We start from the raw sequence: 25,799 nt of genomic DNA on the forward strand, positions 1-25,799 counted from the left end.
GAAGGGCATCGGCGCGGCTCGCGCGCGTCAATGCGAATCATAATCACTGGCGTCACCGGGGTGTCCGCGCAATGTCCCCCCGGCGCCGAAGGTGTATTCGCTTCAGCGGTTCGGCATCTCGAACACCAGGCAGGTGGTGGTGGCGTGCGCATAGAGAGTGCCGTCGGCGCCGACCAGGCGGGCCTCGGCGGTGGCCAGCTGGCGGCCGCAATGCAGCACCTTGCCCTCGGCGCGCACGCGCTGCACCTTGGGCGTCAGCGCCTTCACGAGGTTCACGCCCAGCTCGGCCGTGGTGTAGGCATGGCCGGCCGGCAGCATCGTATGCACCGCACAGCCCAGCGCCGAATCGAGCATGGTGGCGAACCAGCCGCCGTGGACGGTCCCGAGCGGATTCAGGTGTTCGGCCAGCGGCCTGCCCTGGAACACCGCGCGTCCCGCGCCGACCTCGATCAGCTGGAAGGACAGCGTCTTGGCGATCGGGGCATACGGAATCTCGGCCCGCAGCATCGCCCCCATGATCTCCAGCCCGGTCTTGCCGGCGATCTGCTCCCGCTGCGCGACCCCGGGGCCCGGGCCCGCGTCCAGCCGTTCGGAGATCGTGGCTTCCTCGGCGATCCAGGCCGCCAGTTGATCGGTCGATGTCATGCCAATTCCCTTAAAGTTGCATATGCAATGATTGTAGCTACAATCATCGACATGAATGCCATCGCAAAGCCGCAAGGCTGTACCAATTTCCGGCTGCGGCACCTGGTGCGGCAGGTCTCGCGCCACTACAACGCCGAGCTTGCGAAGAGCGGTCTCAAGACCACGCAGTACTCGCTGCTGTCGCACGTGCTGCACCTCGGGCCGCTGCGGCCGGTCGACCTCGCGAAGGCGATGGGCGTCGAGGCCTCGACGCTGACGCGCAACCTCAAGCCGATGGTCGCCGCCGGCTGGCTGACGCAGAGCGAAGGCCCCGATGCGCGCAGCCGGCTGGTCGCGATCACCGAGGACGGCCGCCACAAGCGCGGCGAGGCGCAGCGGCACTGGCGCATCGCGCAGGAGACGCTCAACGAACTGCTCGGCGTCGAGCGGGTGCTGGCACTGCACCAGCTGGTCGACGAGAGCATCGCGATCCTGCAGGGTCCGGACGAGATCGCCGAAGGAGAAATCGATGAATGACAAGACCACTTCGGGCGCTTCGCCCGTCGCGCGCCACGCCGTCTGGCTGGTGCTGCTGGCCGCGGCCGGTACCTTCGCGCTGACCATGGGCGTGCGCCAGACGATGGGGCTGTTCCTGTCGTCGCTCAACACCTCGACCGGCCTGGGCATCGGCAGCATCAGCCTGGCCTTCGCCTTCGGCCAGCTGTGGTGGGGCCTCACGCAGCCCTTCGCGGGCGCGGTGGCGGACCGCATCGGCACCGGCCGCGTGATCTTCATCGGCGTGCTGCTGGTGGCGCTGGGCACCTTCCTCACGCCGCTGATGACCACCACGGCCGGCCTGATCTTCGCGATCGGCGTGCTGGCCGCGGGCGGCGCGGGCATGGCGGGGCCGTCGGTGCTGATGGCCGCGACCACGCGCCTGGTGCCGGCCTCCAGGCGTGGCCTGGCCACCGGCATCGTCAACGCGGGCGGCTCCTTCGGCCAGTTTGCGATGGCGCCGATTGCGATCGGGCTGATGGCCGCCGTCGGCTGGGCCAGCGCGATGCAGTGGCTGGCGATCCTGATCCTGCTGGCGCTGCCGGCGGTGTGGGTGCTCAAGGGCAACTCGAACCTGCTCGCGGCGCAATCGGCAGCCGCCAGCGGCATCCAGCCGCTCAGCGCACGGCAGGCGATCAGGCAGGCGGTCGGCACGCCGAGCTATCGCTACCTGAGCCTCGGCTTCCTGGTCTGCGGCTTCCACGTCGCCTTCCTCGCCACCCATCTTCCGGGCGTGGTCGCGGCCTGCGGCCTGCCGCCCGAGATCGGCGGCTGGGCGCTCGGCATGATCGGCCTCTTCAACATCGTCGGCAGCCTGGCGATGGGCTGGGCGGTCGGCCGCTGGCGCATGAAGTCGCTGCTGGCGCTGCTTTACGCGACCCGCGGCCTGGCGGTGCTGGCCTTCCTGCTGGCGCCCAAGACGCCGGTCGTGATGCTGGTCTTCGCCGCCGTGATGGGCGTGACCTTCCTGTCGACCGTGCCGCCCACCGCGGGCCTCGTTGCCAAGATGTTCGGCCCCGCCAACATGGCGATGCTGTTCGGCATCGTGATGCTGGCGCACCAGGTCGGCGGTTTCCTCGGCGCCTTCCTCGGTGGCTACGTGTTCCAGGCCACCGGCAGCTACGACATCGTCTGGTACATCGACATCGTGCTGGCGGCCGGTGCGGCGCTGGTCAACCTGCCGATCCGCGAATCGCGGCCTTTGGTAGTGGGCAGGGCTCTTGCATGACGTCGCTGGACCCGCGCACCCAGCGCCTGCTCGAAGCGCCGATCGTGCCGACGCTGCTGCGCCTGGCCGCGCCCAACGTGGTGGTGATGGTCGCGCAGGCCTCGGTCGGGCTGATCGAGACCTTCTTCGTCGGCAAGCTCGGCACCGACGCGCTGGCCGGCATGGCGCTGGTGTTCCCGATCGTGATGCTGATGCAGATGACCTCGGCCGGCGCGATGGGCGGCGGCATCGCGTCCTCGATCGCGCGCGCGCTCGGCGCACGCCGGCGCGACGACGCCGATGCGCTGGTGCTGCATGCGATCGCGATCGCGGTCGGTTTCGGGCTCTTGTTCATGGCCGCGATGCTGCTTGGCGGACGCTGGCTGTTCACGCTGATGGGCGGCACCGGCGCGTCGCTCGAGGCGGCCCTGATCTACTCGAACGTGGCCTTCGCGGGCGCGGTGCTGGTGTGGCTCTTCAACTCGCTGGCGGCGGTGGTGCGCGGCACCGGCAACATGACCGTGCCCGCGAACGTCACGGTGGTCGGCGTCGTGGTGCTGATCCCGCTGTCGCCGCTGCTGATCTTCGGCTGGGGTCCGATTCCCGGCCTCGGCATCGCGGGCGGGGCGGTGGCGCTGCTGGTGTACTACCTCGGCGGATCGCTGGCGCTGTGGGCCTATCTGCGATCCGAACGAAGCCTGCTGAAGCCTTCGTGGGCAAGGGCGCATTTCCGCTGGCCGCTGTTCCGCGACATCCTGCGCATCGGCCTGGTGGGTGCGGTGTCGACCGTGGCGACCAACCTGTCGATCGGCATCGCGACCGCGCTCACGGGCCATTTCGGTCCGGGCGCGATCGCCGGCTACGGCACCGCGTCGCGGCTCGAGTACCTGCTGGTGCCGCTGGTGTTCGGCCTCGGTGCGCCGCTGGTCGCGATGGTCGGCACCTGCATCGGCGCCGGCCAGCGCGAGCGCGCCCTGCGCGCCACCTGGGCCGGCGCGGCCATCGCCTTCGGGCTCTCGGGGGCGATCGGCCTGGCCGCCGCGCTGTTCCCGCGTCCCTGGCTGCTGCTCTTCGGCAGCGACCCCGCGATGCTCGAAGCCGGTTCGCAGTACCTGCGCGCCGTCGGGCCGTTCTATGGCTTCTTCGGGGTCGGGCTGGTGTTGTACTTCGCCTCGCAGGGGGCGGGCCGGCTGCTGTGGCCGGTGCTCGGCAACATCGCGCGGCTGATCGTCGCCGGCCTCGGCGGCTGGCTCGCGCTGCGCTGGGGCGGCGATCTCGCGCACGTCTTCGTGATGCAGGGCGCGGCGCTGGTGGTGTACGGCATCGTCATCGCCTCGGCGATCGCGGGCGGCGCCTGGTTCGGCCGGGTCGGCTGGCCGCGCAGCACCCGCGCGCTGCTGCGCCGCATCCAGCCTTCCTGATTTCTTCATCCCTCCTCGAAAGAAGACCATGAATCTCAAAGGCTCCGTCGTTTTCATCACCGGCGCCAACCGCGGCCTGGGCCTGGCCTTCGCGAAGGCCGCCCTGGCCAGCGGCGCGAAGAAGGTCTACGCGGCCGCGCGCGACCCCAAGAGCATCACGCTGGCCGGCGTACACCCCATCGCGCTCGACGTCACCCGTCCCGAGCAGGCCGAGGCCGCCGCGCGCGATTGCGGCGACGTCACGCTGCTGATCAACAACGCCGGCATCTCGCGCGGCGCAAGCCTGCTGGGTTCGCCCGACGCCTTCGAGTCGGCGCGGGCCGAGTTCGAGACCAACTTCTTCGGCCCCTGGGCGCTTGCCCGCGCTTTCGCGCCGGTGCTGGCCGCGAATGGCGGCGGCGCGATCATCAACGTGCTGTCGGTGCTGAGCTGGCTGAGCCTGCCGGGCTCCGCCACCTACAGCGCCTCGAAGTCGGCCGCCTGGTCCCTGAGCAACGGATTGCGCAATGCCCTGCGCGAACAGGGGACGCAGGTGCTGAGCCTGCACGTCGCCTTCATGGAAACCGACATGACGAGCAAGGTGCCCGGCCCCAAGGCCTCGCCCGACGAGGTGGTGCAGCAGACCTTCGCGGCGCTGGAGACCGGGCAGTTCGAGGTGCTGGCCGATGCACTGACGCGGCAGGTCAAGCTCGGCCTCTCGACCGGGCAACCGCCCTACGCAGGCTGAGCGGGGCGGGCCCATCCGCGCCCGGCGTCGGCAGTTATCATCGCTCCCCGCGCCTGGTGCCTGGTCGAAGAATCCGTTGGAAGCGGTGTACGACAGCATCGCTTCCTCCCCCACCGGATTCAATTTCGAAAGCTACATGTTCGGCTTCTTCAAGGCTTTCAGGAAGTGGCGCGCGTCGCGCAGCGCAGGGCATCAGCTCGACACTCTGCTCGCGATGGCGGATGCGACAGCGCCCTATGCCGAGCGCAGCGAATGGCTGATCGAACTCGCGCACTGGATACGCCGCCGGGGTACCGTGCAGGCGGACGGTGCCACGGAGGTGCGCTCCGTCCAGGAGCACACCCGGGTGCGCTACCTGCTGAACGTGCTCGACCGCAATCCCGAGTGGAAGGCCAACGTCGCGGGCATCCTGCGCGCCGTGCTGCGCGAGAGCGACGGCATCTCGCTGCTGTGCGATGCCGGCATGCCGGTTCACTCCGGCTTCTTCGGGGCGCTGATCGAGCGCATCCAGTCGTCGCTGATTCCGCCGGCACCGAACCGGCGCGAACTGAGCGTGCTGTTCACGCTGATGTTCACGTCGAGCGCGGACGCCGACTGGATCGACACGCTGCCGGCCGATGTGCGCGATCGCATCCAGGCGCTTTTCGACCACGACGCGGCCGACGACACGCGGCGCACGGGCGCCTTCTCGCTCGACCTGCTGGCCGCCCTGCACAACCTGACCTGCCAGATCAGCTCGACGGGCATGTCGCAGATGGTGCGCGGCCGCCTCGGCGATGCCGACGCCCGCGTCGCGACCGAATCGCAGCCGTTCTACCGGCTGCCGCGGGCGATGCTGGCGGTCGAAGCCGCGCACGAAGCGGTGGAGGACGGGGCGGAGCCCGGTCGGCTGTTGCGCGAGGTCAACTACCTGCGGGTCCTGCTGGACCAGTGCCGGATCGCCATCGACGACGTGTTCGCCAACCTCTACCGCAACGGTGTCAGCATCGACATCGTGTTCCAGGTGGAGCGCATGCGCATGCGCATTGCGCGCGCCGAGCAGCTGCTCGATACCTGGATGGCGCCCGACGACATGCGTGCCATGGCGCGCCTGACGGCCGAGCTCGTGACGGCGAACCAGGATAGCCAGAGCGTCTCGCACCTGTTGCGCAGCAATTTCTCGCTGCTGGCGCGCAAGGTGGTCGAATACAACGCCGACACCGGCGAGCACTACATCGCCCGCGATCGCCAGGAGTACCTGAAGATGCTGCGCATGGCGGCCGGCGGCGGCCTCGTCACGGTGGTCACCGTCTGCGTCAAGTTCGCGATCAGCGGGGCCCATCTGGCATCGCTGCTCGAAGGGCTGCTGGCGGGCATCAACTACGCCGCGAGCTTCCTGCTGATCCACTTCCTGCACTTCTCGCTGGCGACCAAGCAGCCCGCGATGACCGCGCCGACACTGGCCCGCGAGCTCGACGCGGCGGGCACGCCCCAGGGCATGGACGCGTTCGTGACTTCCGTGCTGGCCTTGATCCGCACCCAGGCGGCCGCGGTACTCGGCAACGTGCTGGCGGTCTTTCCCGTGTGCCTCGGCGTGGCGCTGCTGTGGGGCACGCTCTTCGGGTCGGACATCATCTCGCCGGACAAGGCGCATGCCACGCTGCAGTCGTTCTCGCTGCTCGGGCCGACGCCGATCTACGCCGCCTTGACGGGCGTGCTGCTGTGGTCGTCGAGCCTGTTCGCGGGCTGGGTCGACAACTGGTTCGTGCTGCACCGGGTCGGCGATGCGCTGGCGTACAACCGCCGACTGCGCATGACCTTTGGCGCCGCCGCAGTGGCCCGGCTGGCGGCCTTCTGGCGCGCGAACATCGCCGGCGTGGCCGGCAACATCTCGCTGGGGCTCCTGCTGGGGCTCGTGCCTGCCCTCCTGTCGGCCTTCGCGTTCGGCTTCGAGGTGCGGCACGTGACGCTGAGCGCGGGCTCGATCGGCGTGGCGCTCGGCGTGCTCGGCAAGGCGCCCCTGCATTCGGCGGAACTGTGGTGGGCGGTGGCCGGCGTCTGCAGCATGGCGGTGCTGAACGTGGCGGTGAGTTTCGCGCTGGCGTTCCACATGGCCATCCGCTCCCGCGACTTGCGGCGCGCGCATGTCCGCTCCCTGTACGAGGGCGTCTGGCGCCGGATGCTCAGCCGCCCGATGGAGCTGTTCTGGACCGGCGCAGGGCGGCGCGCCTGACCGTGCGGCCCTAGGCGGCGCGGCGCGGCGCCGGCAGCAGCCGCCCGAGCGCTTCGAAGAACAGGTCCGACTGCTCGCGCTCGCCCTGGATCTGCGCCGCCACCTGCGCGGCCAGCGCAGCGTCGACCGGCACCAGCGGCCGGCCGGTGGACTGCGCGATCACCTGGTGCAGGCAGGCGCGCTCGAGGTAGTACAGGTCGTCGTAGGCATGGGCGATGGTCGCCCCGGCCACCACCACGCCGTGGTTCGCGAGGAAGGCCACGTCCTTGCCGGCCATCGCGCGTGCGATGCGCTCGCCCTCGCGGTCGTCGAGCGCCAGGCCGTTGTAGTCGGCATCGATCGCGATGCGGTCCATGAAGCGCATCGCGTTCTGGCTCAGCGTCGGGTCGAGCGCGCGATCGACCGTCAGCGTGAGCGCGGTGGCATAGGGCATGTGGCAATGCAGCACCACCGCGTGCCCCGTGAGGCGATGCACCGCGCCATGGATGAAGAGGGCGGTGGGCTCGACCCGGTGGCGGCCGGCCAGCACCTCGCCATGGACGTCGATCAGGACGATGTCGTCGGCGCCGATCTCGCTCCAGTGCAGGCCGCGCGGGTTGATCAGGTAGCGGTCCTGGGCGCCGGGCAACAGGACGCTGAAATGGTTGCACACGCCCTCGGACAGGCCGTGGTGCGCGGCGGCACGGAGGGCGAGCGCGAGGTCCTCGCGCAGGGTGCGGATGGCAGGGCTGGCGTAGTCGGAATCTGCGGACATGGCGGGGCTCGTGAGAGAGTCGAGGGAAGGCGGCGTCAGGCGCGCTGGCTGCCCGAGAAGGCGGCCACGAATCGCAGCGCGTCCTCCCGCACCGCCGCGGCGCTCTTGCCCGGCTTGTAGAGCGCCGAGCCGATGCCGAAGCCGGCCGAGCCGGCCGCGCGCCAGCTGTCCATGTTGTCGGGCGTGATGCCGCCGACCGGCATCAGCGGCGTGCCCTTCGGCAGCACCGCGAGCAGCGCCTTGACCACCGCCGGCGAGGCCAGTTCGGCGGGAAACAGCTTGAGCCCGGTGGCGCCCGCGGCCAGGGCGCCGAAGGCCTCGGTCGGCGTCAGCACGCCGGGCAGGCTCACGAGGCCGAGCCGCGCGGCCTCGGCGATCACCTCGGCGTTGAAGTTCGGCGCCACGATCAGCTCGCCGCCGGCGGCATGCACCTCGCGCACCTGCTGCGCGCCGAGCACCGTGCCGGCGCCCACCAGCGCCTGCGGAAAGCGCCGCCGCAGCAGCGCGATGCTTTCGAGCGGCTGCGGCGAGTTCAGCGGCACCTCGAGCAGGCGGAAGCCCGACTCGACGATCGCGTCGCCCACCGCGGGCGCTTCGGCCGGCGTGAGCCCGCGCAGGATCGCCACCAGCGGCAGCGCCTGCATGGCGGCCGAGAACTTGGACGTGGGTGTGCTCATGGTCTTCTGTGGTTCGATGAATGGAGTGCATGCAGGCCGGCCCAGGTCGCTTCGGCGCCGAGCGTGCGGGCCTGGATGCCGGACGCCTGCAACGCCAGCAGGTAGCGCTGGGTGAGYGCGGGCGCGCCGATCAGCACCACCTCGACGGCGGCATGGACCGACTGGGTGCGCAGTTCCTCGCCGATCAGGAGACCCGAAAGGTAGCTCGACAGTTCGCGCGTCGGCATGCGGTCGAACAGGGCCAGGGTGCGCGCGCCGAACGCGTTGTGCAGCAGGCCCTGGCCGTTGTCGGACTGCGTCACGCCCTGCAGGAAGGCGGCCTCGTCGAGCGGCGCGGAGGCATCCAGCGTGCGCGCGAGGATCGAGTGCTGGCTCAGGAGCGCAAAGAACTCGCCGGTCATGAAGGTGCGGAAGCCGGTCACCATGCCGTTCTTCACGCGGGCCCACTTGTTGTGCGTGCCCGGCAGCACGAACAGGCCGTCGTGCAGGCCGGTCAGCGCCATGGCGCCGAAGATCTGCACCTCCTCGCCGCGCATCACGTCGGGCACGCCGTCGTGGGTGTCGCTGAGGCCCGGCACGATCGAGATCCGGCCGGGCTCGATCTCGAGGATCTTGCCGCGCACCTCGGCCAGGCCCGCGGGACAGGCGCAGTAGGGCGCCTCGACCCAGCCCTGCTTGCTGCCGGCCATGCCCGAGATCAGGCAGCGCGTTCCGGACGGGCGCAACCAGTCGGCGAACAGCGTCTCGAACACCTCGGTGAAGCCGCCGGGCTTGACGTTGAGGATGCCGCGCGGATGGGCCTGCTCGTCCAGCACCCGGCCGTCGGCGTCGAGCAGCGCACCGCGCAACGAACTGGTGCCCCAGTCGACGGCGACGAGTCGGTGGTGTGCCATGGATGTCTGCTCCGGCTCAGCCGCGCGGCTTGTAGGCCGTGACGTCGATCTCGACCTTGGCATCGATCATCAGCCGCGATTCGACGGTCGAGCGCGCCGGACGGTGGTCGCCCAGGCATTCCATGTAGACCCGGTTGAAGCTGCCGAAGTCGCGCGCGTCGTTGAGCCAGACGCTGACCTTGGCGATGTCGGCCAGCGTGCAGTCGGCCAGCGCCAGGGCCTGCTCGATGCGCTTGAAGACCTGGCGCGTCTGGGCTTCGATGCCGCCGACGATGACCTGGCCCTGGTCGTCGGTAGGGACCTGGCCGGAGACGAAAACGAAGTCGCCGGCGCGGGTGGCGGGGGACAGCGGACGGGCCTGGCGGTCCGAGGCGATGGGCGCTTGGCCGAGCATTTCAACGTGAGACATGGCGATGAGTGTGTAATAAATTTACAAATAAGATAAGGACAAACCCGGATTCGACCTCAATACGGCTGCAAATACGATCGTCGATGTAATGTTATTACTCACGGAGCCACGATGCAATCTCTCGCCCTCACTGTAGCGACATCTGCTTTGTTCAGGCGTGCGCCGGTCTGGCGCCACGTGGCGGGCGCCATCGCCGCCACGCTCGCGCTGGGCCTGGCCGCATCCGTGGCGTCGGCCCAGCCCGCCAGGGGCGGCGCCGCCAATCTCGCGATGGTCGGCGAGCCCCAGGGCCTGGACCCGATGGTCAGCACCGCCGACCTGGTCGGCACGATCATGCAGCACGTCTACGAGCCGCTCTACACCTTCGATGCCAACTGGAACGTGGCGCCGATGCTGGCCGAAGGCCTGCCGGTGGTGTCGAAGGACGGGCTGAGCTACACCATCGCGCTCCGCAAGGGCGTGAAGCTGCACAACGGGCGCGACCTCACGGCGGAGGACGTCGTGGCCTCGCTGCAGCGCTGGATGGAGCTGTCCCCGCGCGGCAAGGCGGTCGGCAAGGAAGTCGAGTCGCTGAGCGCCAAGGGCCCGCTCGCCGTGGAGCTCAAGCTCAAGAGCCCCTATGCGCCGCTGCTGGCGCAGCTCGCGCTGCCGAGCGGCATGGCGGCGATCATGGCCAAGGAGAGCATCGCGCCGCAGCTGAAGGAGTTCATCGGCACCGGACCCTACAAGTTCAAGGAGCGCCGTCCCGACCAGTTCACGGTGCTGGTGCGCCACGATGGCTACACCTCGCGCAAGGAGGCGCCGAGCGGCTATGCGGGCCGCCGCGAAGCCCTGCTCGACGAACTGCGCTTCGTGCCGGTGCCCAATGCCAACACCCGGGTCGAAGGTTCGCTCTCGGGCCAGTTCCAGTACGCCGACCTGCTGCCGGTCGAGGCCGTGGGCCGGATCGAGAGGGGCGCGCCGGCCGTGGTGCCGATCGTGACCAAGAACTTCGGCTTCCCCTACATCGTGTTCAACACCAAGGAAGGCGTGCTGGCCTCGCAGCCGCTGCGCCGCGCGGTGCAGACCGCGGTCGGGCAGGGCGAGCTGATGGCCGCGGGCTTCGGCGACAACCGCTTCTTCGTGGTCGAGCCGAACTTCTTCCCCAAGGGCACGCCCTACTATTCGGCCGCCGGCAGCAATGCCTACAACACGCGCAATCCTCAAACGGCCAAGGAGCTCGCGGCCAAGGCCGGCTACAACGGCCAGCCGATCCGGATCATGGCGAGCCGGCAGTACGAGTTCCACTACAACATGGCGCTGGTGATGGCCGAGCAGCTCAAGAAGGCCGGCTTCAAGACCGACCTCCAGGTGGTCGACTGGGCCACGCTGGTGCAGCGCCGCAACGACGCCAAGCTGTGGGATGTGTACTTCACGCACTCGGGCCTGTTCCCCGAGCCGATGCTCTCGCCGCCGCAGCTGGGCGACGGTGCGCCGGGCTGGTGGGAAACGGCGGCCAAGAAATCGACGCTGACGGCCTTCAACCAGGAAACCGACAGCGCCAAGCGCGGTGCGCTGTGGGGCCCGGTGCAGCAGACCGTGTATGACGAGGTGCCGTTCATCGAGGTCGGCAAGTTCAACAGCCTGTCGGCGCGCTCGGCCAAGCTGGAGGGCTACACGCCCGCGATCTGGCCCTTCTTCTGGAACACGGGCCTCGGCAAGTAAGAGAAGAGCGGATTCCCATGCTGCGCTTCCTGCTCACCCGCCTGGCCGGGGCCCTGGTGGTGCTCGCCATCGTCGCGGTGCTGGTCTTCGCCCTGACCCGGCTGGCCTCCGGCGACCCGGTCGCACTGCTGCTCGGCGACCAGGCGACCACCGAGGACATCGTCCAGGCCCGCATCCGGTACGGTCTGGACAAGCCGCTGCCGACCCAGTTCGTGCTGTGGGTGGGCGAGCTGCTGCAGGGCAACCTCGGGCAGTCGCTGTTCCTGCAGCGCCCGGTGGCGCAGGCGCTGCTGGAGCGCGCCGAGCCGACGCTGTTCCTGGCGCTGTTCGCGGTCGGCATCGCGGCGCTGATCGGCATCCCGGCCGGCATGGCGGCCGCCGTCTGGCGCGGCAGCGCGGCCGACCAGGCGGTCAGCGGCGTGGCGATGCTGGGCGCCAGCATCCCGAGCTTCTGGCTCGGCCTGATCCTGATCCAGTTCTTCGCGGTCAAGCTCGGCTGGTTCCCGGCCTCGGGCTATGGCGACCCCAGCGCCTCCTTCGCCGAGCGGCTGCAGCACCTGATGCTGCCGGCGCTGGTACTGGGCCTGCTGAACTCGGCGCTGATCATCCGCTTCACGCGCGCCTCGATGCTCGACATCCTCGGCGAGGACTATGTGCGCACGGCACGCGCCAAGGGCCTGCCCGAGGGCGTGATCATGGTCAAGCACGTGCTGCGCAACGCGCTGGTGCCGATCGTCACCGTGCTGGGCCTCACGCTGGCGCTGATGATCGGCGGCACCGTGGTGACCGAGACCGTCTTCAACCTGCCGGGCGTCGGCAACCTGGTGGTGCGCGCGGTGCTCCGGCGCGACTATCCGGTGATCCAGGGCACGCTGCTGGTGATCGCCGCGATCTACGTCTTCATCAATCTCGGCGTCGACTTCGTCTACACGCTGGTCGATCCGCGCATCCGGCTGGAGGGCAAATGAGAGCCGCAGTCGTGTCCTGGCTGTCCGGCGCGATGCCGGTCGCACGCCGCCTTTTCGGGCGCAGGATCGTGCTGGCCGCCGCGCTGGTGCTGCTGCTGGTCGTGGGCGTCGCCGTGCTCTATCCGCTGCTCTCCGACGCCGACCCCGGCGCCATCGAGATCGGCCAGCGCCTGCACGCGCCCTCGTGGACGCACTGGGCCGGCACCGACGAACTGGGACGCGACGTGATGCTGCGCATCGTGCACGGCGCGCGCTATTCGCTCTTGATCGGCTTCGTCACGGCCGCGGGCGCGGTGCTGTTCGGCACGCTGATGGGCATGCTCGCCGGCTTCTTCCGCCGGCTCGATGCGCCGCTGATGCGCGTGGTCGACGCCATGATGTCCTTCCCCGACATCCTGCTGGGCATCGCGCTGGTGTCGATCCTCGGTGTCTCGCTGTGGAACGTGATGCTGGCGCTGGTCATCGTCTACACGCCGCGCGTGGCCCGCGTGGTGCGCGCCACCACGCTGGTGCTGCGCGAACTGCTGTTCGTCGATGCGGCCCGCGCGCTGGGTGTGCGCACGCCTCGCATCCTGTACAGGCACATCCTGCCGAACCTGATGTCGCCGATCCTGGTGCAGGTGACCTTCATCTTCGCCTACGCCATCCTGGCCGAGGCGGGCCTGTCGTTTCTCGGCGTCGGCGTGCCGCCCGACATCCCGACCTGGGGCACCATGATCGCGGGCAGCCTCGACTATGCCGACAAGGCCTTCTGGACCATCTTCTGCCCCGGCCTCGCGATCGTGCTGACCGCGCTGTCGCTGCAGATGCTGGGCGACGGCGTGCGCGATCTGCTGGATCCCAAACTGAGGAAGGCCGCATGAACGCGAACGCCATGGCATCGCCGCGGCTCGAGGTGCGCGGCCTCTCGACCTCCTTCGCGACCGAAGCCGGCCGCATCCAGAGCGTGGCCGACGTCTCCTTTGCGATCCGCCCCGGCGAGACGCTGGCGCTGGTCGGCGAATCGGGCTCGGGCAAATCCGTCACCAGCCTCACGCTGATGGGCCTGCATGCCAAGACCTCGAATGCGCAGGTCGAGGGCGAAGCGTGGTTCGTGCGGCGCGACGGCCGGCGCGTGAACCTGCTCGACATGCCGGAATCGGAGAAGCGCGCGCTGCGCGGCAACGAGCTGGGCATGATCTTCCAGGAGCCCATGACCAGCCTCAACCCGGTGCTGACCATCGGCGAGCAGATCGCCGAATCGGTGCGCCTGCATCTGAAGCTGGACCGCAAGGCGGCCCATGCCCATGCGCAGCGGATGCTCGAACTGGTCGAGATTCCGGCCGCCGCGCAGCGGGTCGACGAATATCCGCACCAGCTCTCGGGCGGCATGCGCCAGCGCGTGATGATCGCGCTGGCAATGGCCTGCAACCCGACGCTGCTGATCGCCGACGAACCGACCACCGCACTCGACGTCACGATCCAGGCCCAGATCCTTGCGCTGATGGGCCGGCTGCAGAAGGAGACCGGCATGAGCATGCTGTTCGTCACGCACAACCTCGGCGTGGTGGCGCAGTACGCCGATGCGGTGGCCGTGATGTATGCCGGGCGCATCGTCGAATCGGCGCCGGTGCACGATCTGTTTGCGCGGCCCGAGCATCCGTACACGCGCGGCCTGCTGGCCTGCCTGCCGGGCGTGGCGCGGCGGCGCGGATCGCCAGTGCATGCCGGCGGGCGTCCGCAACTCGTGGCCATCCCGGGCCAGGTGTCGAGCCCGTTCGCGCCGCCGCCGGGCTGCGCCTTCGCACCGCGCTGCGGCTTCCGCCGCGCGGCCTGCGATGCGCGCATGCCGCTGCTCGAAACCACGGGCGGCGAGCGCATGGTGCGCTGCATCGGGTTCACAGAGGAGGTGGCCGCATGACAACCGAGACATTGGCGAGCGACCCCCTGCTCGAGATCCGCAATCTCAAGAAGTACTTCGGCAAGGGCAGCCATCCGGTGCGCGCGGTGGACGACGTGAGCTTCACGATCCGCAAGGGCGAGACACTGGGCCTCGTCGGCGAGTCGGGATCGGGCAAGAGCACCATCGGGCGCCTGCTCACGCGGCTGGTCGATCCGACCGGCGGCCAGATGCTGTATCAGCCGCAGGGCTCGGACGCGGCGCCGCAGGATCTGGCGCATCTCTCGCAGTCGCAATTCAGGCCGCTGCGCTCCAAGGTCCAGATCATTTTCCAGGACCCCTACGCCAGTCTGAACCCGCGCATGCGCATCCGCGAGGTGCTCGCCGAAGCACTGGACACCCACGGCCTGGCCAGGGGCGCGGCGCGCAAGCCGCGCATCGAGCAGTTGCTGCAGCAGGTCGGCCTTCGCCCCGAGCATGCCGATCGCTTTCCGCACGAGTTCTCGGGCGGCCAGCGCCAGCGCATCGGCATCGCGCGCGCCTTGGCGGTCGAGCCGCAGTTCATCGTGGCCGACGAGCCGCTGTCGGCGCTCGACGTGTCGATCCAGGCCCAGGTGGTCAACCTGCTGGGCGAGCTCAAGGATCAGCTCGGCCTCACGCTGCTCTTCATCTCGCACGACCTCGACGTGGTGGAGTACCTCTGCGACCGCGTGGTCGTGCTGTACCTCGGCCGCGTGATGGAGATCGCGCCGACCGAGGCGCTCTACGCCAGTCCGCGACACCCGTACACGCGTGCGCTGCTGGCGGCGGCGCCGATTCCCGATCCGGCCCAGCGGCGCGTGGTGCCGCTGCTGCAGGGCGATCTGCCCAGCCCCGCGAACCCGCCGTCGGGCTGCGTGTTCCGCACCCGCTGCCCGCTGGCGGAGGCGCGCTGCGCGAGCGCCGACATGCAGCTGCGCGAGGTGCAGCCCGGCCACTGGCACGCCTGCTGGCGCAGTGATCTTTGAGTAACCTCCACACACCATGACCCAAGATCTGATCCTCGATCACCGCAGCAAGAGCTATCCGCTCACGGCGGCGCCGTGCCGCGCCGCCGACATCGGCAGGAACAAGTGGAACCTGCTGGCCGACGACCTGGCCTATCCGCTGGCCGTGATCCGGCGCTCCGCGCTGGCCCACAACATCGCCTGGATGCAGGACTACGCCGAGCGCAAGGGCGTCAGCCTGGCGCCGCACGGCAAGACCACCATGTCGCCCGAGCTGTTCGCGCAGCAGCTGGCGGGCGGCGCCTGGGGGCTCACCTTCGCGACGATCTTCCAGCTGGCGGTCGGCGTGGAAGCCGGCGCCCGACGCGTCATCATCGCCAACCAGGTGGTCTGCGATGCCGACCTCGATGCGCTCGACCTGCTGCTGACGCGCCACGACGGCCTGCGGGTCTGGTTCCTGGTCGACTCGCTGGCGCAGCTGGCCCTGATCGAAGACTGGGCGGCGCGGCGCGGGTCGGGCCGTCGCTTCGACGTGCTGGTCGAGATCGGCATTCCGGGCCAGCGCACCGGCTGCCGCACGCGCGAAGAGGCCCTGGCGCTGGCCGCCGCCATCGCGCGCTCGACCGCCGCGCAGCTGGGCGGCATCGAGTGCTACGAGGGCGGGCTCGCGACCTGCGACAGCGCGCATGACGCGCGCGAAGTCACGGCGCTCGTGAACCGCGTGCTGGAAGTGGCGCAAGCCTGCGATGCGCAGCAGTTGTTCTGCGACCCCACCGTGATGCTGACCGCAGGCGGCTCGGCCGTGTTCGACCTGGTGCTGCCGCTGCTGCGCGCGCAGGGCCTGTCGCGCCCGGTGCAGGGTGTGCTGCGCTCGGGCTGCTACATCACGCACGACCACGGCAACTACGCGCGCTTCCTGAAGCAGGTCGAGCGGCGCGAGGGGCTGGATGCCTCGCTGCGCGCGGCGCTCGAAGTCTGGGCCATGGTGCAGTCGGTGCCCGAGCCCGGCCTGGCCTTGCTGACCTGCGGCCGGCGCGACATCTCCTACGACCTCGAGATGCCGATCCCGGTGCGCCATGCCCCGCGCGGCGCGCGCAGCCCGGACGCCGCACCGTCGGGCTGGAGCATCAGCGCCCTCAACGACCAGCACGCCTACCTGCGCTTCGACCCCGCGGGGCCGGCGCCGCGGGTCGGCGACCGCGTGGCCCTGGGCATCTCGCACCCGTGCACCACCTTCGACAAGTGGCGCTGGCTGGCGCTCGTCGAGGACGACGGCGCCGTCACCGGTGCGGTCAGCACCCGCTTCTGAAGGACGCAATGAACGGTTCCTCCGCTCAATTGTTGCAGCGCCTGCGCGAGCGCCTGCCCGAGCTGCCGGCCGCCCAGCGCAGCGTGGTGCAGTGTGTGCTCGAAGACCCGCGCGCGGCCGTGGCCGCCACCGTCGAGCAGCTCGCGCAGCAGGCCGGCGTCTCGATGCCGACCATCGTACGCACCTGCCGCAGCTTCGGCTTCGAGTCGGTGCGCGAGTTCATGCTGGCGCTGGCGCAGGACCTCGCGGTCACCGGCTCCTACCTGCACCGCAGCGTGCTGGCCGAGGACAGCGCGGGCGACGTCGCCAGCAAGATCATCCACGCGGCCGTCTCCTCGCTGACCGAACTGGGCCGCCGCATCGACGTCGACGTGCTCGACCAGGTCGCGAGCCGGCTGGCCGAAGCCAAGCGCATCGACTGCTACTCGGTGGGCGCGGCATCGACCTTCATGGCGAACGAACTGCAGAGCCGGCTGTTCCGGCTCGGCTGCACGGCCAACGCCTTCTTCGACTTGCACCAGCAACTGGTCTCGGCCAGCACGCTGGGGCCCGACGGCGTCGCCTTCGTGATTTCGCACGTGGGCCGCATGCCCTACACGCTGGAGGCTGCGCGGTTCGCGCGTTCGCAGGGTGCCACCGTGGTGGCGCTGACGCAGCCCGACACGCCGCTGGCCGAGATCGCCGACCTGGTGCTCGCGGTGTCGGTGCCGCAGGACGCGGTGATGCGCGTCGGCACCGAGGCCTACCTGGCGCACCTGGTCGTGCTCGAGATCCTGATGGTGCGGCTGGCGCAGAAGCTCGGGCCGGTCGCCACGCGCGGGCTGCAGCAGTTCAAGCATCTGCTGCACAAGCACGGCTTCGACAGTGCCGAGTTCTCGGGCGCCACGGAAAAACGCGACGATCGTTCATGATGAACAAGGACTTCGGTTGCCCCACGCTGCTCAAGGGCGGCACGGTCGTCGACGGCAGCGACAGTCCGGGCTGGAAGGCCGACGTGCTGCTGGCCGGCGAGCGCATCGCGTCGATCGCCGCCCCCGGCCGGACGCCGCCCGATCTGCTGGCCGGCCTGCGATCGCAAGGCCCGGTGCACGAGATCGATTGCAGCGGTCTGATCGTCGCGCCCGGCTTCATCGACGTCCACACGCACGACGACGCGGCCGCGATCGAGAAGGCCGACATGCTGCCCAAGATCTCGCAGGGCGTGACGACCGTGATCGTCGGCAACTGCGGCATCTCGCTGGCGCCGGTGGTGACCGATTCGCCGCTGGCGCCGCTGTCGCTGCTGGGCCGGCACCAGTTCCGCCACGCCACGATGCGCGCCTATGCCGACGCCGTGAATGCGGCACGGCCCGCGGTCAACGTCGCGGCCTTGCTCGGCCACACCGCGCTGCGCATGCGCCACATGGCGGCGCTCGACCGGGCCGCCGATGCGGACGAGCGCGCCGCGATGGCGGCCGACATGCAGGAGGCGATGGACGCGGGTGCGCTGGGGCTGTCGTCCGGTGTCTTCTACGAGGAGGCCTATGCCGCCGACGTCGAGGAACTGGTCGCGGTCGCCAGCGTGGCGGCACGCAACGGCGGCGTTTATGCCACCCATGTCCGCGACGAACTGGCCGGCATCCTGCCGGCGCTGCAGGAGGCGGCCCTCACGGCGCGTCAATCGGGGCTGCCGCTCGTGATCTCGCACCACAAGTGCGCCGGTCCGGCCAACTGGGGCCGCACGCGCGAGACCCTGCCGCTGATCGAGGAACTGGCGCGCGGCCAGGAGATCAGCATGGACGTCTACCCGTACACCGCGGGCTCCACGGTGCTGCGCGAAGACCTGGTCGACGGCATCATCGACATCCTGATCACCGGTAGCCAGGCGCACCCCGAGATGGGCGGGCGCTACCTGGCCGACATCGCCGCGGAGTGGGGCCTGTCGCAGCAGGACGCCGCACTGCGCCTGAAGCCTGCCAATGCCTGCTACTTCCAGATGCGCGAGGACGACGTGCAGCGCGTGATGACGCATCCGCTGTCGATGATCGGCTCCGACGGCCTGCCGCACGACGAGCGCCCGCACCCGCGCCTGTGGGGCGCGTTCCCGCGCGTGCTGGCCAGCTACTGGCGCGAGAAGGGACTGCTGCGCCTCGAGGAAGCGGTGCACAAGATGACGGGCCTGTCGGCCGCGCGCTTTCGCATCGGCGAACGCGGCCTGCTCAAGGTCGGCTACATGGCCGACGTGGTGGTCTTCGATCCGCTGCGCGTCAAGGATGGCGCCACCTTCGAGCGCCCGCGCGAGTTCAGCGAAGGCATCGAGCACGTCTGGGTCAACGGCGTGTCGAGCTACACGGCCGAAGGGCGCGCAACGGGTGCGCGCGCAGGGCGCTTCGTCAGGCGCGCGGCGGACAAGGCCTGAACCCTTGGGGCGGCCTGCGCTCCTCCCGCCAATCAGGGTTTGTCCTGCGCAAGCCGGATTTCAATCATCATATGATTTGAATCGACAGCGATCGGGTGACGGCGCTGCCGCAGGGCGCTTCGTGCGCATCGATGGTTCCAGCAGGAGACAGAGTGATGCCAGACAACGCAGGACGGCCCGAGCTGCTGCTCGTGGCGCCGCTGATGCCCTTCCTGCTGGAGCAATTGCGCCAGCACTACACGCTGCACGACCGCATCCACATCAGCGATCCCGCCGCCTTCGCGGCCGTGGCGCCGCGCATCCGCGGCGTGGTCGCCAACGGCGAGGCCAAGGTGCCGCGCGAGCTGATCGCCCGACTGCCGGCGCTCGAAGTGATCTCGGTCTTCGGTGTCGGCTACGACGGCGTCGATGTGGCGGCCGCGCACGAACGCGGCGTGCCGGTCACCAACACGCCCTCCGTGCTCAATGACGACGTGGCCGATCTCGCCATCGGCCTGCTGATCGCGACGGCGCGCCGCATTCCGCAGGCCGACCGATTCGTGCGCGCCAACGAGTGGACGCACGGCCCGATCGCGCTGAGCCGCAAGGTCACGGGCGGCCGGCTCGGGCTGGTCGGCATGGGCCGCATCGGCCAGGCGATCGCCGAGCGTGCGCTGGCCTTCAAGATGAGCGTGGCCTACACCTCGCGCTCGCCGCGCGCCGGCGTCGGCTACACCTACCATCCCGATGCGGTCTCGCTGGCCGCCGCGGTCGACTTCCTGGTCGTGATCACGCCCGGCGGGGCCGCCACCCGAGGCCTGATCGATGCCCGCGTGCTGAAGGCGCTCGGTCCCGACGGCTACCTCGTGAACGTCGCGCGCGGCAGCGTGGTCGACGAAGCGGCCCTGATCGACGCGCTGCGTCACGGCGCCATCGCCGGCGCCGGCCTCGACGTGTTCGCCGACGAGCCGAACGTGCCCGAGGCCCTGCGCGCGCTGCCCAACGTGGTGCTGACGCCGCACATCGGCAGCGGCACGAAGCAGACGCGCGAAGCCATGGGCCAGCTCACCTTCGACAACCTGCGCGCGCATTTCGCCGGCCAGCCGCTGTTGACCCCGGTCGACGCCTGACAAGGACGCTCATGGCCAAGAACACCCACGGCCGCACGCTCGACCTGCTGGGTGAGGCGATCGTCTCGCGCCAGTACGCGGTCGGTGCGCCGATGCCGGCCGAGCCCCTGCTGTGCGAAGCCTTCGGCGTCAGCCGCACGGTGGTGCGAGAAGCCGTCAAGTCGCTGGTGGCCAAGGGCCTGATCATCACCGGGCCCAAGGTCGGCACCCGCGTGCTGCCCGACGAGCAATGGAACTGGTTCGACCCCGATGTGATCACCTGGCAGGCGCGGGCCGGCCTCACGCCCGAGTTCCTGCGCGACCTGCAGGATCTGCGGCGTGCGGTGGAACCCGCCGCCGTCCGGCTGGCCGCCGAGCGCGCCACGCCGGAGGACATCGAAGAGATCGAGGCCGCCTACGCCGGCATGAAGCATGCGGTGGAATTCGGTGGCGACTACGTCACCTTCGACCTGCGCTTCCACAACGGCCTGTTGCGCAGTGCGCGCAACCGCATGCTGGCGCAGATGAGCAAGGCGCTGCATGCGTTGCTGCGCACCAGCTTCGAGATTTCCACCAGCAAGAAGGACGGTCCGGCGCAGTCGCTGCCGATGCACCGCGCGGTGCTCGATGCGGTGATCGCACGCAATCCGGCGCGGGCCGAGCGGGCCATCATCAAGCTGATCGACAGCGCGCGCGAGGACATCGACGACGTGCTGGACTCGCGCCGCCAGCTGCCCCGGCCGTCGCGGCCACCGCCGCGCCTGCGGACGGCGGCCTGAGCCGCACTGCGGATTCCCGTTTTCAACCCCCCGCTCGTGCATCGAGCCCTTCCGTTGCAAGAAAGAGGAGACAAGAGAAATGAAACTCAAAGCACTCGTGGTCCCGACGTTGATGGCCCTGGGTCTGACGGTCGCCGGCCAGGCCCTGGCGCAGGAGAAGCTCACCGTCTGGTGGGTCAAGGGCTTCTACAAGGCCGAGGACGATGCCTTGTTCGCCGCCATCAAGAAGTTCGAGGACAAGCACAAGGGTGTGAAGGTCGAGCTTTCGCAGTATCCGGTGCAGGACATGATCCCGAAGACCGTCTCGGCGCTCGATTCGGGCAGCCCGCCCGATGTCGCCTATGCCGACGTCTACGACTTCCAGGTCACGGGCAAGTGGGCCTACGACGACAAGCTCGAGGACATCAGCAGCGTGCTGGCGCCGATCGCATCGCGCTTCGCGCCGAACACCATCGAGACCACCTTCCTGTACGACGACAAGACCAAGGCGAAGGCCTACTACGCCTTCCCGATCAAGCAGCAGACGATGCACATCGAGTACTGGATCGACATGCTGACCGAGGCCGGCTTCAAGGAATCGGACATCCCGACGGGCTGGAAGGACTACTGGTCCTTCTGGTGCGAGAAGGTCCAGCCGGCCAGCCGCCAGAAGAGCGGCAAGCGCAACTTCGGCATCGGCATGCCGATGGGCGTGGACTCGAGCGATTCGTTCTATTCCTTCCTGACCTTCGCCGACGCCTACAACGTGAAGATGGTCAACGACAGCGGCAAGCTGCTGGTCGACGACCCGGCCGTGCGGGCCGGGCTGATCGGCGCGATGACCGACTACACCGCGCCCTACACCAAGGGCTGCACGCCGCCGTCATCCACCAGCTGGAAGGACCCGGACAACAACGTCGCCTTCCACAACAAGACGACCGTGATGACGCACAACGCGACGATCTCGATCGCCGCCAAGTGGCTCGACGACTCCAACAACGCCTCGCTCACGCCCGAGCAGCGCGAGGAGGCCAAGAAGAACTACACCGAGCGTATCCGCACCGCAGGCTTCCCGAACAAGCCCGACGGCAGCAAGATGGTCTACCGCACCGCCGTCAAGACCGGCGTGGTATTCAAGGAAGCCAAGAACAAGCAGCGCGCCAAGGAGTTCGTCGCCTTCCTGCTGCAGGAAGAGAATCTCACGCCCTATGTCGAAGGGTCGCTGGGCCGCTGGTTCCCGGTCACCAAGGCGGGGCAGGCGAGCCCGTTCTGGCAGGCCGATCCGCATCRCAAGTCGGTGTTCAACCAGTACGCGGCCGGCACCGTGACCTTCGAGTTCACCAAGAACTACAAGTTCACGGTGCTCAACAACGAGAACGTCTGGGCCAAGGCGATGAATCGCGTGGTGAGCGACAAGGTGCCGGTGGACAAGGCGGTCGACGAGATGATCGAGCGCATCAAGACGGTCGCACGTTGACCTGACGCGGCAGCCGACCATGAGTTCCACAGCAAGCGCCGTGACCGCGGCCGGCAGCGCCGCGACACCCGCCACCAAGCTCGGACGCTGGCAGTTCTGGGGCCGGCTGATGGTGGTCCCCTACCTGCTGGTGTTCGCCGTCTTCGTGCTCTACCCCGTGTGCTACGGGCTCTGGCTGGCGCGCCATCCGCAGAGCTACGTGCACCTGGTCGAGGACCCGATCTTCTTCCGCTCGGTCATCAACACGGTCGTGTTCCTGATCGTCGCCATCAACCTCAAGATGGCGGTGGCGCTGGTGCTCTCGGGCTTCTTCGTGCAGTCGCGCTGGTGGATCAAGGTCCTCGCGGGGATCTTCATCCTGCCGTGGGCCGTGCCGTCGATCCCGACCATCCTGTCGGTCCGCTTCATGCTCAACCCCGAGTGGGGCGTGATCAACAGCACCATCTTTCATCTGACCGGGCTCGACGGGCCCAACTGGCTCAACGAGCCGACGCTGGCGCTCGGCTTCGCGATGCTGATGCACATCTGGAAATCGCTGCCGTTCTGGACCCTGATCCTGGTGGCGGGGCGCCTGGCGATACCGGGCGAGCAGTACGAGGCGGCCTCGGTCGACGGCGCCAGCTCGTGGCAGAAGTTCCGCTTCATCAGCTGGCCGGCGCTGCGCACGCTCTACGTCACGTCGCTGATCCTGTCGATGATCTGGACGCTGGGCGATTTCAACAGCGTCTACCTGCTGACCGGCGGCGGCCCGGCCGACATGACGCATGTGCTCGCGACCATCGGCATCCGCTACCTGCGGCTCGACCAGGTCGACCTGTCGATGGCCTCCATCGTGGTCGCGATGCCGTTGATCCTGCCGCTGGTCTACTTCATGATGAAGAGGTTGTCGAAATGAGCCGCAAACGCTGGACCCTCAAGTCGGCAGGCAACGAAGCCAAGCTGCTGCTGATCGGCATCCCGGTGCTGATCTGGACGCTGATTCCGATCTACCACATGGTGCTGTTCGCCATCTCGCCGCGCGGCACCGCAACGAGTGGCAGGCTGTGGCCGAAGTCGCCGACCCTCGACAATTTCAGCACCGTGTTCCAGCAGAAGCACTTCTATCTCGATCACTTCTGGGTGCAGCTGGGCAACTCGCTGTTCATCGCGGTGGCGGTCGGTGCGATCACCCTGTTCGTGGCGACCACCGCGGCCTTCGCGATCAGCCGGCTGCGCGTGCGGGGAGGGCGTACCGTGATGAACATGGCGCTCTTCACCTACTTCATCCCGGCCGCGTTCCTGGCCGTGCCGATGTACAAGACCATGGGCAACTATGGCCTGCTCAACAGCCAGTGGGCGCTGATCCTCGCGATGGTGACCATTGCCTCGCCGTACTGCATCTGGGTGCTCAAGCAGGCTTCCGACAAGCTGCCCTACGAGCTCGACGAGGCGGCGCGCATGGACGGCGCCTCGCCGCTGCAGCTCTTCAGGCTGGTCTATCTGCCGCTGATGGTGCCTTCGCTGGTGGCGGTCGGCACCTATGCGCTGCTGCTGGCCTGGAACGAGTATCTCTATGCCTTCCTGCTGCTGTCCAACGACCGCAGCGTGACGCTGGCCGTGGCGCTCGGCAACTTCCTCGCGGCCGACGATTCGCCCTGGGAGCTGCTGATGGCGACCGGCCTCATCTATGCGCTGCCGCCCGCGGCGATCTACTACACGTTCAAGCGCTACATGGTCGGTGGAATTACGGCCGGAGCGGTCAAGAGCTGACCCAGAAGGGAACGACAAAAATGGCCTCAGTCACTTTTCGCGATGTCCAGAAGTCCTACGGCAAGACCCGGATCATCGAGCGCCTGGGCTTCGAGATCGAGGATGGCGAGTTCGTGGTGCTGGTCGGCCCCTCGGGCTGCGGCAAGTCCACGCTGCTGCGCATGCTCGCGGGCCTGGAGGACATCAGCGGCGGCGAGATCATGATCGACGGCCGGGTGGTCAACGAACTCGAGTCGAAGGACCGCGACATCGCGATGGTGTTCCAGAGCTACGCGCTGTATCCGCACATGACGGTCGGCGAAAACATGGGCTTCAGCCTGCGCCTGCGCAAGGCCGAGAAGGAGCTGACCGAGCGTCGTGTGGCCGACGCCGCCAAGATCCTGAATCTCGACGCCTTGCTGGGACGCTATCCGCGCGAGCTCTCCGGCGGGCAGCGGCAGCGGGTCGCGATGGGGCGGGCGATCGTGCGCGACCCCAAGGTGTTCCTGTTCGACGAGCCGCTCTCGAACCTCGACGCCAAGCTGCGGGTCGCGATGCGCGCCGAGATCAAGGCGCTGCACCAGCGGCTCAAGACCACCACGGTCTACGTCACGCACGACCAGATCGAGGCCATGACGATGGCCGACCGCATCGTTGTCATGCACGACGGCGCGGTCGAGCAGATCGGCACGCCGCTCGAGCTCTACGACCGGCCCGACAACCTGTTCGTCGCCCAGTTCATCGGCTCGCCGGCCATGAACGTGCTCGAGGGCATGGTGCGGCGCATCGACGGCCAGTGCCGAGTCGAGGCGCAGGGCGCCTCGTGGCCGGCGCCCGCGGGCACGTCGGCGGTCGATGGGCAGCAGGTTCACTACGGCGTGCGCCCGGGCGACATCACGCTGTCCGCCCCGGGCAGCGGTGTGCCGGCCCAGGTGATCGTGGTCGAGCCGACCGGCGCCGAGACCGAACTCGTGGTCCAGGTCGGCGAGGCCACGGTGACGCTGGCGGTGCATGGCCGCGTCGACGCCCAGCCGGATCAGGTCGTGGGCCTGGCGATCGGCAGCGACAGCGTGCACCTGTTCGACCGGCAGACCGGCCTGCGCCTGGCCTGAGCGGGCCTCAAGGCGACGCGATCGGCGCCAGCAGCCTTGCCGCCATGGCGCGCGCCAGGCGCCACGCCAGCCAGAGAAAGGCCACGGGCAGCAGCACGGTCTGCAGGATGAACAGCGAAATCAGGTTGACGATCGTGCGGCTCCAGTCGGCCGCGGCCTTCTGGATCGCTTCGTAGCCGGCCCGCAGGTCGGACAGGTCCGGCACCCATTGGCGGATGCGCGCTCCCAGCCCCTCGTCGGCGGCTGCGGACCGTCCAGCGGTCCGGTCCAGCACCGCGGCGGGCGAGCGTTCGATGCTGGCCAGTTCGGCGCGGTAGCCGTCTTCCATGAAGGCCCGATGCACGGCCCCATTGGCCAGGGCGGCCATGGGCACCGCGAACCGCATCACCAGCAGCAGCACCAGCGCCGGGCGCAGCCAGCGCACCGTGCGCGGCCGGCCGCGCCAGTTCAGGTACACCGCGGCCAGCACCGCCGCGCAGAGCAGGCCGGACACCGCCCAGTGCGTGCCGATCTCGAGCAGCAGCAGCTGGATGCCGAAGGACACGCTGGCGATCAGCATCACGGTGGCGAACTGGTCCACGAACTCGTTGAGCGGCTGCAAGGCCTGGCCGGGCGCGAAGCTGACGCCGACGCCGACCGGCTTGACGTCGAGCTGGGTGCCTTGCGCGACCGAGATCACCGCGCCGAGCGCGCGCGCCGCGGCGAAGACGGTCAGTGCGCGCGTCAGGCCGCCGGCGACCTGTTCGCGGGCGGCGCGGTCGGCGGGAACCCACCAGCTGCCGATCACGACGGCGGCGGCCAGCAGGACGAGGAGGGCGCGGCGAAGCTTCGAGGCGTGCATGGCCCGGAGCTTAAGGCCAAAGAAAAAGGGCGCAGCGCGCCCTTTTTTCGGAGGAGAGGAGTGGTCGCCGCG

At 69.1% G+C, this 25,799-nt stretch carries 25 protein-coding genes; 19 read left to right on the plus strand and 6 right to left on the minus strand.

Annotated elements, in window-relative coordinates:
* Positions 1-102: 102 nt before the first annotated feature.
* Positions 103-645 (minus strand): PaaI family thioesterase, encoded by a 543-nt coding sequence (locus tag AB4Z46_RS17900; protein ID WP_442284868.1) that lies wholly within the window; start codon positions 643-645, stop codon positions 103-105.
* Between the two features lie 51 nt (positions 646-696).
* Between AB4Z46_RS17900 and AB4Z46_RS17905 the strand changes: the two genes are divergently transcribed.
* From AB4Z46_RS17905 to AB4Z46_RS17925, 5 genes are all read left to right on the plus strand, one after another.
* Positions 697-1,161 (plus strand): MarR family winged helix-turn-helix transcriptional regulator, encoded by a 465-nt coding sequence (locus AB4Z46_RS17905; protein WP_442284869.1) that lies wholly within the window; start codon positions 697-699, stop codon positions 1,159-1,161.
* Positions 1,154-2,407 (plus strand): MFS transporter, encoded by a 1,254-nt coding sequence (locus AB4Z46_RS17910; RefSeq protein WP_442284870.1) that lies wholly within the window; start codon positions 1,154-1,156, stop codon positions 2,405-2,407. The genes AB4Z46_RS17905 and AB4Z46_RS17910 overlap by 8 nt, the downstream gene beginning before the upstream one ends.
* Positions 2,404-3,807, plus strand: coding sequence for an MATE family efflux transporter (locus tag AB4Z46_RS17915; protein ID WP_442284871.1), 1,404 nt, complete (start codon positions 2,404-2,406; stop codon positions 3,805-3,807). The genes AB4Z46_RS17910 and AB4Z46_RS17915 overlap by 4 nt, the downstream gene beginning before the upstream one ends.
* Before the next feature lie 28 nt (positions 3,808-3,835).
* On the plus strand, positions 3,836-4,534 hold the full coding sequence (locus AB4Z46_RS17920; protein WP_442284872.1) for an SDR family oxidoreductase: 699 nt from the start codon (positions 3,836-3,838) through the stop codon (positions 4,532-4,534).
* A 136-nt stretch (positions 4,535-4,670) separates the two neighbouring features.
* Positions 4,671-6,746, plus strand: coding sequence for a site-specific recombinase (locus tag AB4Z46_RS17925; RefSeq protein WP_442284963.1), 2,076 nt, complete (start codon positions 4,671-4,673; stop codon positions 6,744-6,746).
* A gap of 10 nt (positions 6,747-6,756) precedes the next feature.
* Here AB4Z46_RS17925 and AB4Z46_RS17930 read toward each other — a convergent pair whose 3' ends face one another.
* Genes AB4Z46_RS17930 through AB4Z46_RS17945 form a run of 4 tightly spaced genes read right to left on the minus strand, consistent with a single transcriptional unit; the run spans position 6,757 to position 9,479 of the window.
* Complete coding sequence (locus AB4Z46_RS17930; protein ID WP_442284964.1) at positions 6,757-7,539, minus strand: aldolase; 783 nt, start codon at positions 7,537-7,539, stop codon at positions 6,757-6,759.
* The gene (locus AB4Z46_RS17935) at positions 7,536-8,177 is read right to left on the minus strand and encodes a 2-dehydro-3-deoxy-6-phosphogalactonate aldolase (RefSeq protein ID WP_442284873.1); all 642 of its coding nucleotides are present in this window, start codon (positions 8,175-8,177) and stop codon (positions 7,536-7,538) included. The genes AB4Z46_RS17930 and AB4Z46_RS17935 overlap by 4 nt, the downstream gene beginning before the upstream one ends.
* Positions 8,174-9,070: a 2-dehydro-3-deoxygalactonokinase gene (locus AB4Z46_RS17940; RefSeq protein WP_442284874.1), complete on the minus strand. Its 897-nt coding sequence runs from the start codon at positions 9,068-9,070 to the stop codon at positions 8,174-8,176. The genes AB4Z46_RS17935 and AB4Z46_RS17940 overlap by 4 nt, the downstream gene beginning before the upstream one ends.
* A 16-nt stretch (positions 9,071-9,086) precedes the next feature.
* A complete protein-coding gene (locus AB4Z46_RS17945) occupies positions 9,087-9,479 on the minus strand; it encodes a RidA family protein (protein WP_442284875.1) in 393 nt (130 codons plus the stop codon).
* A gap of 111 nt (positions 9,480-9,590) precedes the next feature.
* On the opposite strand from AB4Z46_RS17945, the gene AB4Z46_RS17950 reads away from it, so the two are divergent.
* The 14 genes from AB4Z46_RS17950 to AB4Z46_RS18015 all read left to right on the plus strand — a co-directional run bounded on the left by AB4Z46_RS17950 (position 9,591) and on the right by AB4Z46_RS18015 (position 24,886).
* The gene (locus tag AB4Z46_RS17950; RefSeq protein ID WP_442284876.1) at positions 9,591-11,183 is read left to right on the plus strand and encodes an ABC transporter substrate-binding protein; all 1,593 of its coding nucleotides are present in this window, start codon (positions 9,591-9,593) and stop codon (positions 11,181-11,183) included.
* A gap of 17 nt (positions 11,184-11,200) precedes the next feature.
* Complete coding sequence (locus AB4Z46_RS17955) at positions 11,201-12,151, plus strand: ABC transporter permease (protein ID WP_442284877.1); 951 nt, start codon at positions 11,201-11,203, stop codon at positions 12,149-12,151.
* Positions 12,148-13,014, plus strand: a complete 867-nt coding sequence (locus tag AB4Z46_RS17960; RefSeq protein ID WP_442284878.1) for an ABC transporter permease — start codon at positions 12,148-12,150, stop codon at positions 13,012-13,014. The genes AB4Z46_RS17955 and AB4Z46_RS17960 overlap by 4 nt, the downstream gene beginning before the upstream one ends.
* A complete protein-coding gene (locus AB4Z46_RS17965; RefSeq protein ID WP_442284879.1) occupies positions 13,011-14,051 on the plus strand; it encodes an ABC transporter ATP-binding protein in 1,041 nt (346 codons plus the stop codon). Before AB4Z46_RS17960 ends, AB4Z46_RS17965 begins: the two co-directional genes overlap by 4 nt.
* A complete protein-coding gene (locus AB4Z46_RS17970; protein WP_442284880.1) occupies positions 14,048-15,037 on the plus strand; it encodes an ABC transporter ATP-binding protein in 990 nt (329 codons plus the stop codon). The genes AB4Z46_RS17965 and AB4Z46_RS17970 overlap by 4 nt, the downstream gene beginning before the upstream one ends.
* 16 nt (positions 15,038-15,053) lie before the next feature.
* On the plus strand, positions 15,054-16,325 hold the full coding sequence (locus AB4Z46_RS17975; RefSeq protein WP_442284881.1) for an amino acid deaminase: 1,272 nt from the start codon (positions 15,054-15,056) through the stop codon (positions 16,323-16,325).
* Between the two features lie 8 nt (positions 16,326-16,333).
* Complete coding sequence (locus AB4Z46_RS17980; protein ID WP_442284882.1) at positions 16,334-17,236, plus strand: MurR/RpiR family transcriptional regulator; 903 nt, start codon at positions 16,334-16,336, stop codon at positions 17,234-17,236.
* The gene (locus AB4Z46_RS17985) at positions 17,236-18,723 is read left to right on the plus strand and encodes an N-acyl-D-amino-acid deacylase family protein (RefSeq protein ID WP_442284883.1); all 1,488 of its coding nucleotides are present in this window, start codon (positions 17,236-17,238) and stop codon (positions 18,721-18,723) included. Before AB4Z46_RS17980 ends, AB4Z46_RS17985 begins: the two co-directional genes overlap by 1 nt.
* 155 nt (positions 18,724-18,878) lie before the next feature.
* Positions 18,879-19,832: a 2-hydroxyacid dehydrogenase gene (locus tag AB4Z46_RS17990; RefSeq protein WP_442284884.1), complete on the plus strand. Its 954-nt coding sequence runs from the start codon at positions 18,879-18,881 to the stop codon at positions 19,830-19,832.
* Between the two features lie 11 nt (positions 19,833-19,843).
* Positions 19,844-20,590: a FadR/GntR family transcriptional regulator gene (locus tag AB4Z46_RS17995; RefSeq protein WP_442284885.1), complete on the plus strand. Its 747-nt coding sequence runs from the start codon at positions 19,844-19,846 to the stop codon at positions 20,588-20,590.
* Between the two features lie 79 nt (positions 20,591-20,669).
* Positions 20,670-22,046, plus strand: coding sequence for an ABC transporter substrate-binding protein (locus AB4Z46_RS18000; RefSeq protein WP_442284886.1), 1,377 nt, complete (start codon positions 20,670-20,672; stop codon positions 22,044-22,046).
* Between the two features lie 19 nt (positions 22,047-22,065).
* Positions 22,066-22,941, plus strand: a complete 876-nt coding sequence (locus tag AB4Z46_RS18005; RefSeq protein ID WP_442284887.1) for a carbohydrate ABC transporter permease — start codon at positions 22,066-22,068, stop codon at positions 22,939-22,941.
* Positions 22,938-23,795 (plus strand): carbohydrate ABC transporter permease, encoded by an 858-nt coding sequence (locus AB4Z46_RS18010; RefSeq protein ID WP_442284888.1) that lies wholly within the window; start codon positions 22,938-22,940, stop codon positions 23,793-23,795. Before AB4Z46_RS18005 ends, AB4Z46_RS18010 begins: the two co-directional genes overlap by 4 nt.
* 20 nt (positions 23,796-23,815) lie before the next feature.
* Positions 23,816-24,886: an ABC transporter ATP-binding protein gene (locus AB4Z46_RS18015; RefSeq protein WP_442284889.1), complete on the plus strand. Its 1,071-nt coding sequence runs from the start codon at positions 23,816-23,818 to the stop codon at positions 24,884-24,886.
* Positions 24,887-24,893: 7 nt separating this feature from the next.
* Here AB4Z46_RS18015 and AB4Z46_RS18020 read toward each other — a convergent pair whose 3' ends face one another.
* Complete coding sequence (locus AB4Z46_RS18020; RefSeq protein ID WP_442284890.1) at positions 24,894-25,727, minus strand: hypothetical protein; 834 nt, start codon at positions 25,725-25,727, stop codon at positions 24,894-24,896.
* Positions 25,728-25,799: the final 72 nt, after the last annotated feature.

The organism is Variovorax sp. M-6 (assembly GCF_052114385.1).
GTDB lineage: Bacteria > Pseudomonadota > Gammaproteobacteria > Burkholderiales > Burkholderiaceae_C > Variovorax.